Origin of the sequence: Ruegeria sp. HKCCD7255 (assembly GCF_013031565.1) — a bacterium.
GTDB lineage: Bacteria > Pseudomonadota > Alphaproteobacteria > Rhodobacterales > Rhodobacteraceae > Ruegeria.
Genome location: NZ_WQAG01000006.1, coordinates 126134 through 142328 on the forward strand (window position 1 = coordinate 126134; position 16195 = coordinate 142328).

The window sequence follows — 16195 nt, forward strand, 5'->3', positions numbered from 1 at the left end:
AGAGCTATGCTGCGCGCGCAGCGTCAGCAAGCAGAAAAGACGGTTCATTCGCCGAAAACGACACGGAAGGTGACAAAAATCGCGAACTGAAGTTTCCGATAGGCGCAAATCTCTGCCGGACATGCGCCTTATCTGAAAGGTTTACGTAAGGCGCACTGCCTCACCCGTTCTCAGCGACTGTTGCGCGGCAAGACCCATCCGAACGGCCCAGATGCCGTCCTGCAATGTCACGTCCGGGCGCGCGCGTTGACCGTTCAGCAGTTCCAGAAACCCCTGATGCTGATAGAAGGTCGATCCGTTGTGATCCCCAGCCGCCAGCAATTTTGGATCAACCTGAATGCCTTTTGACACCGGCCCTTTGGGCGCTCGCGGACTGACGATGAGCTGCGGAACAGGCGGTTCGCCCAGATCTTCGGGCCAGAACCGGCCCGGACCCGGCACCAGTGCCTCGATCTTGGCCTGCGCGCCCACAGCTGAAATTTCTTCCTGATAGCGCGCGCCCTCGGCGAACATACACAGCTCTAACATGGCCCGCGTTCCGTTCGCGAAATCGACCATCACATAGCCATGGTCCAGAATGTCGGGCACTTCGCCATCATAGCTTTCATCCAGATGGTTAACAGCCTGTCCGCCGCTGGCCGTGACCCGCACCGGATCAGACTGAAGGATCAACCGCATCAGGTCGAAGAAATGGCAGCATTTCTCGACAAAGGTTCCGCCGGTGTTGCGGTTGAACCGGTTCCAATTCCCAACCTTCTCGAGAAACGGAAAGCGGTGTTCGCGGATCGACAGCATTTTGACACCACCCGTGACGTCCGCTTGATCAATCAGCGCCGCAATGGGCGGCATATAGCGATACTCCATCGCCACCCAGATCGGATGGGGATAATCCCGTGCCAGTGCCTCAAGCCGCGTTAAATCCTGCGGATCGGTGAACAGGGGTTTTTCCACCAGCAATGGTAGCGGGCGCGTCGCGGCTATGTCGCAGATCTGATCCACATGCAGGTGATTTGGGCTGACGATGACAACACAATCCAAATCTTCGACCGCAAGCAGATCTTGCACCGACCCAACAAGTGCCGCATCCGGGGCGATGGCCTGCGCGGTTTGGGCCATTTCGGCATCCGGCTCATATATCGCCGAGACGCGCGTGCCCTCAAGCAAGGCGATGTTGTGTAGGTGCTCTTGCCCCATCATGCCGCATCCGATCAGCCCATAGTGGATGGTCCGGGTCATGGGTGTTTCCTTTTACTTCAAACGTTGGACATAGGTGGCCCGATCAGGATCGAACCATGTTTTTGAAAACTCGACGGGCTCTGCCGTTTCCGACCAGCTGAACCGCTCGACATACCCTGCAATTTGGCCTGCAGGTTTGGTGAAACCGTCAGGCGTCCAGTCGGGCAGCGCTTGGATCGAAACCCGGTCCTCGGCGCGCGTGATCCAAAAGCCCAACTGGTGCTGGTAATAGCGATAAAGCGAGTCCGAAAGCAGGCTCTGGTCGATCAGGCCAACTGATTCGTCCAGCCAGATTTCTTCGACCGCTATAATTGTGTCATTTAGGTAGCGCATTCGGCGCACGCGCGAGCCGTGCTGCGACGTCCCGAATTGCGGCAGGTCCGCAGGCTTCTCCAGATGATCGACCGACAGAACATCCGCGCGCGGCAGGCCACCGCCTTCGGGTAGTTCCAGACGGAACATGGCATAGACACTGTTTTGTGTTCCGGTGTCACGAACATAATTGCCCGAGCCCTGAATACGCTCCAACATGCCTTTTTTCTCAAGCTCGGCGAGCGATTTTCGCAACGTCCCGACTGAGACCTGAAGCTCTGCCGCCATGTCGCGTTCTGGGGGCAAACGCTCACCGTCAATCAAGCGACCAGCGGCGATATCGCGGATCAGCAATTCCGCGATCTGCACATAGATCGGCAGTGCGTTTGGGTTTCGGCTGTTGGGGGACACGTGCGGGCGCTTCACTCTGTCGCGGAAAAAATTGATACACTATTGATCTACATCAATGTGATTGCTACGCAAGAGAAAAAGCAAAACCGCACGGAGCCACGTTTAGATGACCATCGTCCCCATTACATCGCCCGATCTGGACGCGGCCGAGGTTTCCTGGTTTTCCGCGCTCTGCTCGGACGATTATCAGTTTCTGGGCGTGCCCGATGGGGATCTGCGGTCCAGCTGGGACCATTGTTCCAGCATCGTGAAAGAGGCCGAAGCACAGGGCTTTCGCAACATCTTGTGCCCGTCTTCCTATCAGGTTGGGCAAGACACGCTGAGCTTTGTCGCCGGATGCGCGCCGATTACGGAAAAGATCAACCTGCTGGCCGCTGTACGCTGCGGCGAGATGCAGCCCATCATGCTGGCTCGCACCATCGCGACGCTGGATCACATGCTCAAGGGTCGGCTGACCGTCAATATTATCTCATCCGACTTCCCCGGCGAAAAAGCTGACAGCGCCTTCCGGTATCAGCGCTCGCGCGAAGTGGTCGAGATTTTGAAACAGGCCTGGACGCAGGATGAGATCAATCATGCAGGTGAGGTCTATAGTTTCTCGGGCCTGACCACAGACCCGGCCCGACCTTACCAGACAGGCGGCCCGCTGCTGTATTTCGGGGGCTATTCCCCGTCCGCGCTGGATCTGTGCGGCGAGCATTGCGATGTCTATCTGATGTGGCCCGAAACCAAGGATCAGTTGGCAGAACGGATGAAGGCCGTTCATGCGGTGGCCGAGAACTACGACCGCACGTTGGACTATGGGCTGCGCGTGCATATGATCGTGCGCGACACCGAGGCCGAGGCGCAGGAATACGCGGATTACATCGTGTCCAAGCTGGATGACGAATATGGCCGCGCGATCCGCGAACGGGCGCTGGATTCCACATCTCTGGGTGTGGCGCATCAGGCCAAGAACCGCGATTTGGCGGATGAATATGGCTATGTCGAGCCAGGGCTTTGGACTGGTGTCGGACGGGCACGGTCCGGCTGTGGGGCGGCGTTGGTTGGGTCAACCGATCAGGTCATGACCAAGATCGAAGAGTATCAAAAGATGGGCATCCGCGCCTTTATCTTCTCGGGCTATCCGCACCTTGACGAAGCCAAACACTTTGGTGCGCGCGTACTGCCTAATCTGAAAACCTGCTCGCTGCCTGTAGAATACGGTCGCGTGCCTGAAACGACCCCGGCGACACCGCTGGGCAACGGAGTTCGTCGCTGATGCAACGTGTGAAACTATCCGACACGCTGGAAATGAGCCGCCTTGTCTATGGCATGTGGCGGCTGGGCGACGATACCGATACGTCGGCAAGTCATGTCGAGGCCAAGATCCAAGCCTGTCTGGATCAGGGCATCACCACTTTCGATCAGGCCGATATCTATGGTGGCTATGCCGCCGAGGCCGTTTTGGGCGCGGCTCTGCGCGCCAATCCGGCATTGCGGCAACGGATGGAGATCGTCACCAAATGCGATATCGTCGCGCCGATGGGTCGTTATGCACACGCCAAGGTCAAATATTATGACACCTCGCGCGCCCATATCCTGCAATCGGTCGACACATCGCTGTCGGAAATGGCCACCGATCATATCGATCTGCTGCTGATCCACCGGCCTGACCCGTTGATGGATCATCATGAAACCGGTGCGGCTCTTGATGAGGTTGTGGCCAGCGGCAAGGTCGGCGCCGTTGGCGTGTCGAACTTTCGTCCCTGGGACTGGTCGCTGCTGCAATCGGCAATGAAGACCCAGCTGGTCACCAACCAGATCGAAATCTCGCTGGGTGAGATCAGCCCTTTCACCAACGGAGATCTGGCTTTCCATCAACAACACGGCCATCCGATCATGGCCTGGTCACCCTTGGGCGGTGGCCTTTTGATGGCCGGAAACCCACCCGTCGGTATTGTCGCAGACGAAATCGCTGCCGAGTTCGGTGTAGACCGCGCCGCCGTTGCCGTGGCCTTCCTGCTGGCTCATCCTGCAAATATTCTGCCGGTTCTGGGCACCAACAACCTGGACCGGATCAAACGCGCCACCGACGCACTCAAAGTCAAACTGGATCGGGAAAGCTGGTACCGCCTTTATGAGGCGGCGCTTGGGCATGAGGTACCGTGATGAACGCAATCTCGAAAGACATGAACCATACTTTTGTGCCGCATAAGGATGACACACGCACGTTGCGCGACGCGTTTGGGCGCTTTGCCACCGGTGTGACCATTGTGACCTGTGACAGTGATGATGGCCCGATCTGCATCACGGCCAACAGCTTTTCGTCTCTGTCCCTGAACCCGCCGCTGATCATGTGGGCGGGCGATCGGAACTCGCGCCGGTTCCCCTATTTCCACAAAGCGCGCCATTTCACCGTTCACGTGCTATCGTCGGAACAGGCCGAGCTGTGCTTTGGCTGCTCGAAGAACGCTCACGCTCTGCGCGACATCCAGCATGAGCGGTGTGCGAACGGAACACCGCTGCTGCCAGATTGTCTGGCGCGGTTCGAATGCGAACAACACGCCTATCACGATGCGGGGGATCATGTGATCGTGGTGGGCAAAGTCCTGAAGGCCAGCATGAGCGATGGAGACGCGCTGACCTTCTATGCCGGGAAACTCGGCCAATTCGCGCAGCACTAAGCGCGATCTGACGGTTGCGGGTAATACCCGCAGCCAAAAAAGGGAGGATCCGCATGGGCGGACTGGCATCGGTGCTTGCGCCGATTGCATTCGTGAACGAAACCGTGCTGCGTATTGGCCGCGCGGTTGGCGTTGTTGCGATTGCACTCATGGTCATCGCAATCCTGATTCAGGTGTTCTTTCGATACGTGTTAGGCAACGCCTTGCCCTGGCCGGATGAGGCGGCGCGGTTCTGTATGTTGTGGATGACCGGCCTCATGGCCCCCACTGCGTTCCGGCGCGGCGGCTTTGTGGCCATCGACATGTTGCCCCTGATGCTTCCGCGCGTATTGGGTCAGCTTTTGATGCTGTGCCTGCTGCTCGTTTCGCTTTTGGTCCTACTGGTGGCCGTCAATATCGGCTGGTCCGAGGTCACAGGCTTTGGAGGCAAGTTCGCCACCGCAGCGCTCTATCTGCCGACATCACTGGGCTTTGACGAATGGTATCGCATCCCGCGCAGCTGGATGATGGCCTCATTGCTTGTGGGCATCATCCTGCTGGTTGCCGTGAATATCGAGTTGATCCTGCGCGCGATCGTGACGCTTATGGGAGGCAAGGACCTGCTGCCCGAAATTGCAGATGCACCGGTGGGGGCTGAATAGATGCTGATCTGGTTCCTGCCCACCTTCCTTGTCTTTCTGATGATCGGCCTGCCGGTCTTTTTCGCGCTTCTGGCCGCGCCCGGTATCCTGCTGTGGCTGAACGGGCAGACAAACGACATCACGCTGCTCTATCGCAATGTCTATAACGGCATGGACAGCTTTCCGCTGATGGCGATCCCGTTCTTCATGCTGGCCGGAGAGCTGATGAATCGTGGCGGCATTACCATTCGACTGGTCGAATTCAGCCAAGCCCTGATGGGCCACCTGCGCGGCGGGCTGGCGCATGTGAATGTGCTCAGCTCAATCCTCTTTGCCGGTCTCTCTGGCTCGGCGGTGGCCGATACCTCGGCCCTTGGGTCTATGCTGATTCCGGCGATGGAGAAACAGGGCTATACCCGTAAATTCGCCGCCGCCATCACCGCCGCAAGTTCGGTGATCGGACCGATCATTCCGCCTTCGGGGATCATGATCATCTATGCGTATGTGATGGGCGAAAGCGTCGCCGCGCTGTTCCTGGCGGGCATCGTGCCCGGTGTCATGGTGGGCGTTGGCCTGATGCTGATGATCAAATTCATGGCCGACAAATACGACTTTCCTGTCGCCAGCCGCAAATACACATGGCCCGAGCGCGGGCAGGCCAGCCTGAAAGCCTTTTTCCCGCTGTTGACCCCGGTGATCATCCTGGGCGGCATTCTGGGTGGGGTATTCACCCCGACCGAAGCTGCCGCCGTTGCCGTGGGATATGCCTTTATTATCGGTTTCTTTGTGTTGCGTACGCTCACCTTAAAAGAGGTGCCTGAAATTCTCAGCAATGCCGGTCTGACCTCGGCTGTTGTGCTGCTGCTGGTTGGGGCCGCGATGGCGTTCAAAACGGTGGTCAGCCTCAGCCACGCGCCCGAGGAATTGGCCTCGCTGATCCTGAGCCTGTCGGAAAACCCGCTGATCCTGCTGTTCCTGATCAACTTGCTGTTGTTCATAGTCGGCATGTTCCTGGATGCAGGCCCCGCGATCATCATTCTGGGTCCGATCCTTGGCCCCATTTTCACCAGCCTCGGCGTCGATCCGATCCATTTCGCCATCATCATGAGCGTGAACCTGACAGTGGGTCTGGCTACGCCACCCATGGGGCTTGTGCTGTTTGTCGCGGCCGCCGTGTCACGCGAAAAGGTCGAAACCATCGCCAAGGCGATCCTGCCATTTCTGGCTGTCGAAATTATCGTGATCTTCCTGATCACATATATCCCCGCACTATCCATGACGATCCCGAGGATAACGGGATTTGCCAACTAACTGAGTTTCACAGGGAGGAAACGCATGCTCAGAAACTTCATCAAATCCGCAGCGGTGGCGACATCGCTGGTCGCCGCTTCAGCGGTGGTCGCAACAGCAGCCGACTATACACTGCGCGCCACCGCCAACTCGAACGAAAACGACGAAGACTATGACGGTCTGGTTGTTTTCAAGAATTATGTTGAAGCGGCCTCAAACGGCGCGATCGAGGTCGAGCTGTTCATCGGCACCCAGCTGTGTTCGAACGGTGCGGAATGTCTGCAAGGTGTCGCGGACGGCACCATCGATATCTACATTTCGACTTCGGGCGGTGCCTCGGGGATCTTTCCTTACGTGCAGGTTCTGGACCTGCCCTATCTGATGGCGGATGACCGCATTGCCGAACATGTACTGTCGGGTGATTTCACCAGGACCATGCGCGATATGGCGCTTGAGGATTCCGGCGGTGCGATCCGTCTGATGACTATCGGCAACACCGGCGGCTGGCGCAACTTTGCCAACACGCAGCGCCGCATCGCTGACCCTGCCGACATGGAAGGGCTGAAAATCCGCACCGTGGTGGCCGACCTGCCGCAAGAGCTGGTCAAGGCTCTGGGCGCCTCGCCCACCCCGATCCCGTGGCCGGAACTGTTCACCAGTTTCCAGACCGGCGTGGTAGAAGGGTCGAAGAACGGGATCACCGACATCATGGGCATGAAATTCCCCGATGCCGGCCTGCAATATGTCACGCTGGATGGCCACGCCTATATGGGCGCGCTGTGGTGGATGAACAACGCCAAGTTCCAGGAGATGCCCGAAGACATGCGCCGCGTGGTGGTTGACGGCTTCTATGCGCTGCAGCAGGCCACCTTTGCCTCGCCCAAGCGCAAATCAATCCAGGCCTATGAAGATTTTGTTGCCGGTGGTGGCGACCTCTATGTACCGACGCCCGACCAAAAGGCTGCGTTCAAAGAGGCGGCAACACCCGTTTACGACTGGTTCCAGTCCAACGTAACCCGCGGGGATGAGATCTTTGTGGCTCTGACCGAAGCGGTCGCGGCAGCCGAGGCTGACGTCAACGCGTCACGCGATGCGGATCTGAACTAAGCTTATGGGTCGGGCCTTCGGGCCCGGCCCTTACCGAAACGGGTACATCCACCCTTTATAGTCATTCACCAGAACATGCGCCCTTTCGATTTGCTCCGGCGACATTTTCTTGACCACTTCTTCCAGGCTGATCGCCGCGTCGGGGTCGCCCCCAATCGCGCTGAGCGTGTACCACATATAGGCCCGCACCAGATCGGGCGCAGGCATGCCCAAGCCCACCTCGTAATACCATCCGACACCGGACTGCGCCCCCGGATGCCCTTTCATCGAGGCGCGCAGATACCATTCAAAGGCCCGCTCGTAGTCCTGTTCGACCCCAAGGCCCAAGCCGTACATCACACCGATCAGCTCTTCGGCCTCGGCATTGCCCGAGCGCGCGGCGGGCAGCAATTCCTCGCGCGCGGCTTCAAATTTCCCCTCTTCCATCAAATCGCGCGCCTGTTCCAGTTCGGCCAATGCGGGCGTCGTGAAAAGGCAAAGGGCAAATACAAGCTGGCGCATGGATTGGGTGCTTTCCTTATTGCCGGGACCGCCGCAGCCCAAGACCTGCCGCGCCCGCTGAGTGATGATGATTTCCTGTCCTTTGATATGGAACAGGCCGTGATTGGTCATCAACTGTTTTACGACCCGATCCTGTCGGGCAATCAGAACATATCCTGCGCCCATTGCCACCATCCTGATTTCGGCACTTCTGATGGCCTGTCGCTGGGCATTGGTGAGGGTGGGCAGGGTCTGGGCCCGGATCGCACGCCGGGGACAGGGGCGGACAAGATCCGCAAACGCATCCCGCGCAACTCGCCCGGCTTGTGGAACCTGGGCGCTAAAGACCTGCACACCGTGTTTCATGACGGGCGGCTCAGCCTGTCTGATGTCTATGGCAACGGCTTCAACTCTCCGGCGCAGGAATGGCTGCCCGATGGGCTAAATTCGCTGCTGGCGGCGCAGGCGCTGTTCCCGCTGACCGCACAATTCGAGATGGCCGGGAATGTGGGTGAGAACCAGGTGACCGGCGCGGTTGCCGACCGGATTGATCTGGGTTGGCCGATCCTGGCCAAGCGAGTGCGCACGGATCCCCGTTACGGTCCGGCCATGGTCGCGGCGTTTGATGAGATCGACGCGACCGAAGACATCACCATCACCCAGATCGCCAACGCACTGGCCGCGTTCATGGCCGTCGAGTGGCGCAGCACCGACAGCCCGTTTGATCGCTATCTATCGGGGGACGAGACGGCGTTATCCGCATCTCAAAAAGACGGGATGCGGCTCTTTTACGGCAAGGCACAATGCGCCACCTGCCATTCCGGCCCGCTGATGACGGATCAAGCGTTTCACGCCCTCGCCCTGCCGCCTTTCGGCCCCGGACGGACCCGCCAATGGGACCCGTATGCGCGCGATGTCGGGCGGATGGGCGAAAGCAACCGTCTGGAGGACGCCTATCGGTTCCGCACCCCGATGCTGCGCAACGTGGCGCTGACGGCGCCCTATGGCCATAACGGCGCGTTCCCCGATCTGGAAAGCATGATCCGCCACCATCTGGACCCGCAAGCAAGCTTTGCAGTATGGACCCCCAAGATGGCCGACCTGCCCGACGTGCCTTGGCTGCAAACCGCAGATTTCGTGGTGTGGCAGGATCAGCTTGAACTGCAACGAGTGCAGAGCAAAGTCGACATTGAACCGGTGCAGCTGACAGATCAGGAAGTCGACGCTCTGGTTACCTTCCTGCACGCGCTGACAGGAACCAGCACCGACACCCCGCCCTTTGGTGTTCCCGAGGGGTTTGAGCCCTAAGAAGAAAGACCCCCGCCTTTGGGCACCATCCCGTTGCAGCAAATGATGCAACTGAACGATGGTCAAGCTCGGAGCTTAATGTCCTTAGCGAGCCCGAAACGGCTGTTCATCCGGTCGATCAGAAGAAACGGTTTTACTCTCGTCGCGCCATCACGTGGTCCATGGTTAGGCTGAGCACTTCTGTGTTGTTCTGATTGTATGTCCGATAGCGAAACCGCACGGTTCCTCGATCGGGTTTTGAACGCGATGGGGTGAGGGCCTCGACAGTAACACGCGCTTGAAGCGTGTCGCCGGGGAATACAGGTGCGAGCCATCGCACTTCGTCCATACCATGCCCCCCTAAGTTGGTGCCGGTAAGCACTCCAGTGTCTCGAAATAACCTGAAAGTCAGAGCGATGGTTTGAAATCCGCTGGCAATGAGGCCGCCGAAGATCGACTTTGTCGCCGCAACTTTGTTCACGTGGAACGGCTGCGGATCGTGCGTAAGCGCAAAGTCAATTATAGCACCCTCGGTGAGCGTGATCCCATCGCTCTCGAAGGTATCTCCAACTGACAGATCGTCGAAGTATTTGCCGCTAATCATGGCAAGAGGATAGGCAAAAGGAGAGTTGCCCGTCAATGACACCGCTTATGCATTATCCGTAGTGCAGCACCTTCGCAAATGTTTGGTTTGTCCGCCGACCAGACCTGAACACTCCGCTCCCGGAGTTCTCTCCGGAAGCTTTTGATTGACACAAAATACCGGGCCAATGGACTGCGGCCACGCGCAACAATTACTGCAAAGCGCGGGCCGATCCGCGGATTTTGCTACTCCGCTGCCTCGGCGTAGTCTTCCATCGGTGGGCAGGTGCAAACGAGGTTTCGATCGCCATAGGCATTATCGACGCGGTTGACCGGGGGCCAGTATTTATCGACCCCCATCGAGCCCGGAGGGAAACACGCCTGTTCGCGCGTATAGGGCCGATCCCAGTCACCGACCAGATCGCGCACCGTATGGGGGGCGTTTTTCAACGGGTTGTTCTCGGCGTCGATCTTACCGTCGATAATATCCTGCGCCTCGGCCCGGATCGACAGCATGGCGTCGCAGAAGCGGTCCAGCTCGTCCTTGGGCTCGGACTCGGTAGGTTCGACCATCAGGGTGCCCGCCACCGGCCAGCTCATCGTTGGGGCGTGGAAGCCTGAATCAACCAATCGCTTGGCAACATCATCAACCGAGATATGTGCCTCGGCGTCCAGCGGGCGGGTGTCGAGGATACATTCATGCGCCACACGACCGGTCTCGGACGTATAGAGGATCGGATAAGCATCCTTGAGCCGCGCCGCGATGTAGTTGGCGTTCAGGATCGCCACCTTGGTGGCCTGTGTCAGACCGGCACCGCCCATCAGCAGCACATAGGCCCAGCTGACCGGCAAGATCGAGGGCGATCCAAACGGGGCGGCCGAGACCGGACCCACGGCGGTGCCATATTCCGGGTGGCCGGGCAGATGCTCGGTCAGATGTGCCTTGACGCCGATGGGGCCCATGCCGGGGCCTCCACCGCCATGCGGAATGCAGAAGGTCTTGTGCAGGTTCAGGTGGCTGACATCGCCGCCGATGTCACCGGGGCGCGACAGACCCACCATGGCGTTCATGTTCGCGCCGTCGATATAGACCTGACCGCCGTGATCATGGGTGATCTGGCAGACCTCTTGCACAGTGGTCTCGAAGACGCCGTGGGTCGAGGGGTAGGTGATCATGCAGCCCGCAAGATTGTCGCTGTACTTTTCAGCCTTGGCGCGGAAATCGTCCAGATCGATATTGCCGTTTTCGTCAGACTGCACCGGCACCACCTGCCAGCCCACCATTTGGGCCGAGGCCGGGTTGGTCCCATGGGCCGAGGTCGGGATCAGGCAGACATTGCGATGCCCTTCGCCCCGCGCGATGTGATAGTTTCGAATGGTCAGAAGACCCGCATATTCGCCCTGCGCGCCCGAGTTGGGCTGCTGGCTGATCGCATCATAACCGGTGATCTGGCACAGCTTGTCGTTCAGGTCGTCGATCATCTCACGATAGCCCTGCGCCTGATCTTGCGGCGCAAACGGGTGCAGATTGCCAAACTCGGGCCAGGTGACCGGGATCATCTCGACCGTGGCATTCAGCTTCATGGTGCAGGACCCCAGCGGAATCATTGCGCGATCCAACGCCAGATCACGGTCGGCCAGACGGCGCATATAGCGGGTCATCTCGGCCTCGGCCCGGTTCTTGTGGAAGATCGGGTGGGTCATATAAGGCGTCTCGCGCAGGGCGTAATCAGGCAAGCGATACGCCACGATCGTGCGGTCGACCTTACGGTCAATACCAAAGGCGCCCCAGACAGCCTCGATGGTCTCGGAGCGGGCCTGCTCGTCCAGGCTGATGCCAACCTTGGTCTCACCGACTTTACGCAGGTTGATGCCGCGCGCGACGGCGGCCTCCATGACCGTTTTTTGCAGGTGGCCAACTTCGACCGTGATCGTGTCGAAGAACACTTCGGGTTCGACCGAGAACCCTGCCTCTTCCAATCCTATGGCCAGACGCGAGGTCTTGCGGTGCACCGATTGGGCAATCGCCTTGATGCCATCAGGGCCATGATAGACCGCATACATCGACGCCATCACTGCCAACAGCGCCTGCGCTGTGCAGACATTCGAGTTGGCTTTTTCACGGCGGATATGCTGTTCGCGGGTTTGCAGCGACAGGCGATAGGCCTTGTTCCCTCGGCTGTCGATACTGACCCCGATGATACGGCCCGGCATCGAGCGTTTCAGCTTGTCGGTCGTCGCCATATAGGCAGCGTGCGGGCCACCATAGCCCATGGGTACACCAAAGCGCTGGGTCGAGCCGATGGCGATATCGGCGCCCATCTCACCGGGCGATTTCAGCAGCGCCAGCGACAGGATGTCGGCGGCGACGATGGCAATCGCCTTGTGCTCATGCAGCGCCGCTATCTCAGCGGTGAAATCGCGCACATGACCATGGGTTCCCGGGTACTGGAAGATCGCACCAAACACCGCGCCTGCATCTAGCGTATCGGGGTCGGCAACCTGCACGTCGATGCCCAAAGGCTCGGCCCGGGTTTTGATCACCGCGATGGTTTGCGGATGGCAGTTCTTGTCGACAAAAAAGGCCGCGTTGTTGGCTTTGGAGCGGCCGCCACGCTTGGCCATCGCCATCGCCTCGGCGGCGGCAGTGGCCTCGTCGAGCAGCGAGGCATTGGCCACGTCCAACCCGGTCAGATCACTGACCATGGTCTGGAAGTTCAGAAGTGCTTCGAGCCTGCCCTGGCTGATTTCTGGCTGATAGGGCGTATAGGCGGTGTACCAGGCTGGGTTTTCCAGGATGTTGCGCAGGATCGGCGCGGGCGTGGTGGTGCCGTAATAGCCCTGCCCGATCAGCGAGGTCAGAACCTTGTTCTTGCTTGCCACCTCTTTCATATGAAACAGCGCGTCGCGTTCTGTCATCGCCGGACCCCAATCCAGCGGCTCTTTTTGACGGATCGCGGGTGGAACGGTGGCGTCGATCAGCTGATCCAGCGTCTTGAAGCCGATAACCTTGAGCATATCGCGCATTTCGGTCGGGCTGGGCCCGATATGGCGGCGGTTGGCGAAGTCGTAGGCTTCGTAATCGGTCAGTTTAAAAGCCATGTGGTGCGCTCCTCACGGATAGGTCAGGCCCGGCGGAGAGTGCGGGAGCTTCCGGCGGGAGTATTTGAAAAAAGATGAAGAGGCGGTCTCGCGAAAGAACCGCCACCGGGTGCTAGCCGATAAACGCCTTGTAGCCGGCCTCATCCATCAGATCTTCGAGCTGCGAGGCGTCCGTGATCTTGATCTTGTAGATCCAGGCTTCGCCTTCGGGGTCGTCATTCAGAGCACCGGGGTTGTCTGCCAGGGCTTCATTCACTTCGGTGATCTCGCCATCCACCGGGGCATAGAGCTCGGACGCGGCTTTGACGGATTCAATCACGCCGATCTCACCATCTTTTTCGAACTCGTCGCCAACCTCTTGCTGTTCCACAAAGACCACGTCGCCCAGCTGTTCGGCAGCATGTTTGGTGATGCCCAGCGTCGCGGTATCGCCGTCGACATCGATCCATTCATGCTCTTCGGAGTAATAGGTTGCCATCTTGTCTCTCTCCTGACTTCAACGCTTGTAATTCTGTTTGACGAAGGGCAGCGCCACAATCTCGGCCGGTTGCGGTTTGCCCCGGATAATAAGGTTCACCGTCTCGCCGGGTTCCGCATGACCTGCCGACACATAGCCCATTGCAACCGGGCCGCCGACTGTTGGGCCAAACCCGCCCGAGGTGATCTGGCCGATGGAGGCGCCATTTGCGCTTTGGATCTCAACACCCTGACGGGCAGGCGCGCGGCCAGCGGGTTTGATCCCCACCAGCTTACGCGCTGGTCCCTCAGCCAGTTCGCGCTGGATACGCGCGGCACCGGGAAAGCCGCCCTCTTCCTTGCGGCGCTTTTGAATCGCCCAGCCCAGGCTGGCCTCTATGGGCGAAGTTGTCTGGTCGATGTCATTGCCGTAAAGGCACAGCCCGGCCTCAAGCCGCAAGCTGTCGCGCGCGCCCAGACCGGCGGGTTCGCAATCTTCGTGGGCAAGAAAGGCACGGGTGATTTCGATGGCCTTGTCTTCGGGGATCGAGATCTCATACCCGTCTTCGCCCGTGTAGCCCAGACGCGAGATGCGGCACTCGACACCGTTGATCTCTGCCACAGTGGTTTCCATAAATTTCAGGTCACGCGCGGCACTGCAGAGCGCGCCCACGACGTTTTCCGCTGCAGGGCCTTGCACCGCAACCAAGGCGCGGTCGAAGATTTCAATGACTTCAACGCCATCGAGATTGTCGCGCATATGCGGGATGTCTTGATGGCGCAGCGCCGCGTTCACCACCACGAAGTATTGATCTCCTGCGTTCGACACGATCAGGTCGTCCATGATCCCGCCATTCGCATTGGTGAAAAACCCGTAGCGCGCCTTGCCCTCTTTCAGGGTTGCATAGGCTTGCGGACATAGGGTTTCGAGCTTTTCGCCCACGGCATCGCCACACAGGATTACCTGACCCATATGCGACACGTCAAACAGAGCGGCCTTTTCGCGGCATTGGTTGTGCTCTGCCATGATACCCGCCGGGTATTGGACCGGCATTTCCCAGCCAGCAAAATCGACCATCTTGCCGCCAAGCTCGACATGCAGGTCGTATAGGGGTGTGCGCTTTACATCGGTCATGGCGGATACCTTCTTGCTGTATCTATCGGTCCGAATGCATTTGTGTCAGTCTGCCTCAAGCCGCACAGATTGCAAAGATTCCACTTCGTGTCAGACGAAACAGCCTTTGGTGAACAGAGCGGTATGCAGGCGTATGCATCGCTGATGTTCCTATAGGAAACTTTTTTCCGTTAGGCAACACGCCTTGTGCTGGCTTTTCAAACCCAGAGTAAATCTCTTGTGACCGCGGAATGCCATTAAACGCGATTTTCGCGAACACCCCACTGATTGATATGGGTTTTTGGGAGCCAAGCGATTCTCAGCCGCTGAGCGAACGAACCGCATGATCCAATACGTTGAGGCCCGCAATCAGGTCCGCCTCATCCGTGTCTTCTGCGAAAGCATGGCTGATTCCATTGATCGAGGGGACAAAGAGCATCGCAACCGGCATCAGCCGGGACACGTTGGTGGCGTCATGCAAAGCGCCTGACGGCATCCTGCGCCATTTCCCCGGAGCCACCTGTTCTGCGCCCGTTTCCAAAGCCGTCCGTAGGGTCAAATCCATGGCCACAGGCTCCAACCCGAGAAGCGTGCCATAATCGAGGTTTGTACCGAGGTCGTCCGCCACCTCTTGCGCTGTGACGCGAATGATCTCTTCCATCCGGGCCAGGCGATCGGCATCACCATCGCGCCACTGCATCGTAAACCGCACGCGCCCGGGCACGATTGAAGACGCATTGGGGTGCAGGTCGACGCGCCCGATGGTCCACACGGTTTGCGGAGTGACCACGTTGCGGAACCGGTCGTTCAGTTGTGTGTTGAACAACGACAGCGCCTGGAACGCGTCGCGCCGCAGGTGCATGGGCGTGGTTCCAGCGTGGTTCTGCTGACCCTCGAAACTGATTGTCATGTCACGAATGCCGACGATGTCGGTGACCACACCAATTGTCTCATCCGAGGCGTCCAGTGTGGGGCCCTGTTCGATATGCATCTCGATGAAACCCGAGAACCGGTTGGGGTCCACAAAACCTTGCGACAGATCCGCCATCGCGCCGCGCGCTGCGTCAAAGCGGATGCCTGCACCGTCGGTCAGCGCATCGGCCTTGTCCAATGGCAATCCACCCGACCAGACGGCCGAGCCGGTGGTCACGCCGAACCGTCCTTCTTCGTCCTGAAAGCTGACAACAGAAATAGGCCGGTCGCTGGATCGCGCGATTTCCAAGGCCGCGATCACGCCCAGCGCGCCGTCCAGCCAGCCGCCTTCGGGCTGGCTGTCGGAATGGGATCCCATCAGCAGCGAAGGTCCATCAGCCAAGCCAAACAGGTTGCCGACAGGGTCAAAATGGGGGGTCAGGCCCGCCTCGGTCATGCGCCCGGCCAGCCACTTGCGCGCCGCGATATCGGCCTCGGAATAGGCGGGGCGGATAACGCCTTTGCCAACGCCCGAGGCGCCAAATGCGCGCAAGCTGTGCAGGTCGTCGATGAAACGCTGATGATCGATGGCCATAAGCCCCCCTGTCGATCTGATTGTC

Annotated in this window: 15 protein-coding genes; 7 read left to right on the plus strand and 8 right to left on the minus strand. The window is 59.0% G+C overall.

Features of this window, described 5'->3' with window-relative positions; translation table 11 throughout:
* Positions 1–141: 141 nt before the first annotated feature.
* Both GOX45_RS12830 and GOX45_RS12835 read right to left on the minus strand, forming a co-directional pair.
* Entirely contained in the window at positions 142–1236 is a 1095-nt protein-coding gene (locus GOX45_RS12830; RefSeq protein WP_171101503.1) for a Gfo/Idh/MocA family protein, read from the minus strand.
* A 12-nt stretch (positions 1237–1248) separates the two neighbouring features.
* Positions 1249–1959: a GntR family transcriptional regulator gene (locus GOX45_RS12835; RefSeq protein ID WP_171101504.1), complete on the minus strand. Its 711-nt coding sequence runs from the start codon at positions 1957–1959 to the stop codon at positions 1249–1251.
* 106 nt (positions 1960–2065) lie between these two features.
* Here GOX45_RS12835 and GOX45_RS12840 point away from each other — a divergent pair, with 106 nt between their 5' ends.
* Genes GOX45_RS12840 through dctP form a run of 6 tightly spaced genes read left to right on the plus strand, consistent with a single transcriptional unit; the run spans position 2066 to position 7642 of the window.
* Positions 2066–3220: an LLM class flavin-dependent oxidoreductase gene (locus GOX45_RS12840; RefSeq protein WP_171101506.1), complete on the plus strand. Its 1155-nt coding sequence runs from the start codon at positions 2066–2068 to the stop codon at positions 3218–3220.
* Entirely contained in the window at positions 3220–4110 is an 891-nt protein-coding gene (locus tag GOX45_RS12845) for an aldo/keto reductase family oxidoreductase (RefSeq protein ID WP_171101508.1), read from the plus strand. The genes GOX45_RS12840 and GOX45_RS12845 overlap by 1 nt, the downstream gene beginning before the upstream one ends.
* Positions 4110–4625, plus strand: a complete 516-nt coding sequence (locus GOX45_RS12850) for a flavin reductase family protein (RefSeq protein ID WP_171101510.1) — start codon at positions 4110–4112, stop codon at positions 4623–4625. Before GOX45_RS12845 ends, GOX45_RS12850 begins: the two co-directional genes overlap by 1 nt.
* Before the next feature lie 53 nt (positions 4626–4678).
* Positions 4679–5266, plus strand: a complete 588-nt coding sequence (locus GOX45_RS12855; protein WP_171101512.1) for a TRAP transporter small permease — start codon at positions 4679–4681, stop codon at positions 5264–5266.
* Positions 5267–6556 (plus strand): TRAP transporter large permease, encoded by a 1290-nt coding sequence (locus tag GOX45_RS12860; protein WP_171101515.1) that lies wholly within the window; start codon positions 5267–5269, stop codon positions 6554–6556. It abuts the gene before it with no gap.
* Positions 6557–6580: 24 nt separating this feature from the next.
* A complete protein-coding gene (dctP, locus tag GOX45_RS12865; RefSeq protein WP_171101517.1) occupies positions 6581–7642 on the plus strand; it encodes a TRAP transporter substrate-binding protein DctP in 1062 nt (353 codons plus the stop codon).
* A 30-nt stretch (positions 7643–7672) separates the two neighbouring features.
* On the opposite strand, the gene GOX45_RS12870 is transcribed toward dctP, so the two are convergent.
* A complete protein-coding gene (locus GOX45_RS12870) occupies positions 7673–8143 on the minus strand; it encodes a tetratricopeptide repeat protein (protein ID WP_171101519.1) in 471 nt (156 codons plus the stop codon).
* A gap of 3 nt (positions 8144–8146) precedes the next feature.
* Here GOX45_RS12870 and GOX45_RS12875 point away from each other — a divergent pair, with 3 nt between their 5' ends.
* Entirely contained in the window at positions 8147–9430 is a 1284-nt protein-coding gene (locus tag GOX45_RS12875; RefSeq protein WP_254446016.1) for a cytochrome-c peroxidase, read from the plus strand.
* A 133-nt stretch (positions 9431–9563) separates the two neighbouring features.
* Here the strand turns inward: GOX45_RS12875 and GOX45_RS12880 are convergent, their stop codons facing one another.
* From GOX45_RS12880 to GOX45_RS12900, 5 genes are all read right to left on the minus strand, one after another.
* Positions 9564–10013, minus strand: coding sequence for a MaoC family dehydratase (locus GOX45_RS12880; protein WP_217350417.1), 450 nt, complete (start codon positions 10011–10013; stop codon positions 9564–9566).
* A gap of 224 nt (positions 10014–10237) precedes the next feature.
* Positions 10238–13093 (minus strand): aminomethyl-transferring glycine dehydrogenase, encoded by a 2856-nt coding sequence (gene gcvP, locus GOX45_RS12885; RefSeq protein ID WP_171101521.1) that lies wholly within the window; start codon positions 13091–13093, stop codon positions 10238–10240.
* A gap of 112 nt (positions 13094–13205) precedes the next feature.
* Complete coding sequence (gcvH, locus tag GOX45_RS12890) at positions 13206–13571, minus strand: glycine cleavage system protein GcvH (protein ID WP_171101523.1); 366 nt, start codon at positions 13569–13571, stop codon at positions 13206–13208.
* Between the two features lie 18 nt (positions 13572–13589).
* On the minus strand, positions 13590–14684 hold the full coding sequence (gene gcvT / locus GOX45_RS12895) for a glycine cleavage system aminomethyltransferase GcvT (protein WP_171101525.1): 1095 nt from the start codon (positions 14682–14684) through the stop codon (positions 13590–13592).
* A gap of 298 nt (positions 14685–14982) precedes the next feature.
* Positions 14983–16170: a Zn-dependent hydrolase gene (locus GOX45_RS12900; protein WP_171101527.1), complete on the minus strand. Its 1188-nt coding sequence runs from the start codon at positions 16168–16170 to the stop codon at positions 14983–14985.
* Positions 16171–16195 lie beyond the last annotated feature (25 nt).

What these genes read in the sequence shown, in the direction of transcription:
- GOX45_RS12850 (WP_171101510.1), top strand. Translation starts at nt 4,110, where the DNA reads ATGAACGCAATCTCGAAAGACATGAACCATACTTTTGTGCCGCATAAG.
- GOX45_RS12840 (WP_171101506.1), top strand. Translation starts at nt 2,066, where the DNA reads ATGACCATCGTCCCCATTACATCGCCCGATCTGGACGCGGCCGAGGTT.
- GOX45_RS12855 (WP_171101512.1), top strand. Translation starts at nt 4,679, where the DNA reads ATGGGCGGACTGGCATCGGTGCTTGCGCCGATTGCATTCGTGAACGAA.
- GOX45_RS12830 (WP_171101503.1), bottom strand. Translation starts at nt 1,236, where the DNA reads ATGACCCGGACCATCCACTATGGGCTGATCGGATGCGGCATGATGGGG.
- gcvH (WP_171101523.1), bottom strand. Translation starts at nt 13,571, where the DNA reads ATGGCAACCTATTACTCCGAAGAGCATGAATGGATCGATGTCGACGGC.
- gcvT (WP_171101525.1), bottom strand. Translation starts at nt 14,684, where the DNA reads ATGACCGATGTAAAGCGCACACCCCTATACGACCTGCATGTCGAGCTT.
- GOX45_RS12870 (WP_171101519.1), bottom strand. Translation starts at nt 8,143, where the DNA reads ATGCGCCAGCTTGTATTTGCCCTTTGCCTTTTCACGACGCCCGCATTG.
- GOX45_RS12880 (WP_217350417.1), bottom strand. Translation starts at nt 10,013, where the DNA reads ATGATTAGCGGCAAATACTTCGACGATCTGTCAGTTGGAGATACCTTC.
- GOX45_RS12845 (WP_171101508.1), top strand. Translation starts at nt 3,220, where the DNA reads ATGCAACGTGTGAAACTATCCGACACGCTGGAAATGAGCCGCCTTGTC.
- GOX45_RS12860 (WP_171101515.1), top strand. Translation starts at nt 5,267, where the DNA reads ATGCTGATCTGGTTCCTGCCCACCTTCCTTGTCTTTCTGATGATCGGC.
- gcvP (WP_171101521.1), bottom strand. Translation starts at nt 13,093, where the DNA reads ATGGCTTTTAAACTGACCGATTACGAAGCCTACGACTTCGCCAACCGC.
- dctP (WP_171101517.1), top strand. Translation starts at nt 6,581, where the DNA reads ATGCTCAGAAACTTCATCAAATCCGCAGCGGTGGCGACATCGCTGGTC.
- GOX45_RS12900 (WP_171101527.1), bottom strand. Translation starts at nt 16,170, where the DNA reads ATGGCCATCGATCATCAGCGTTTCATCGACGACCTGCACAGCTTGCGC.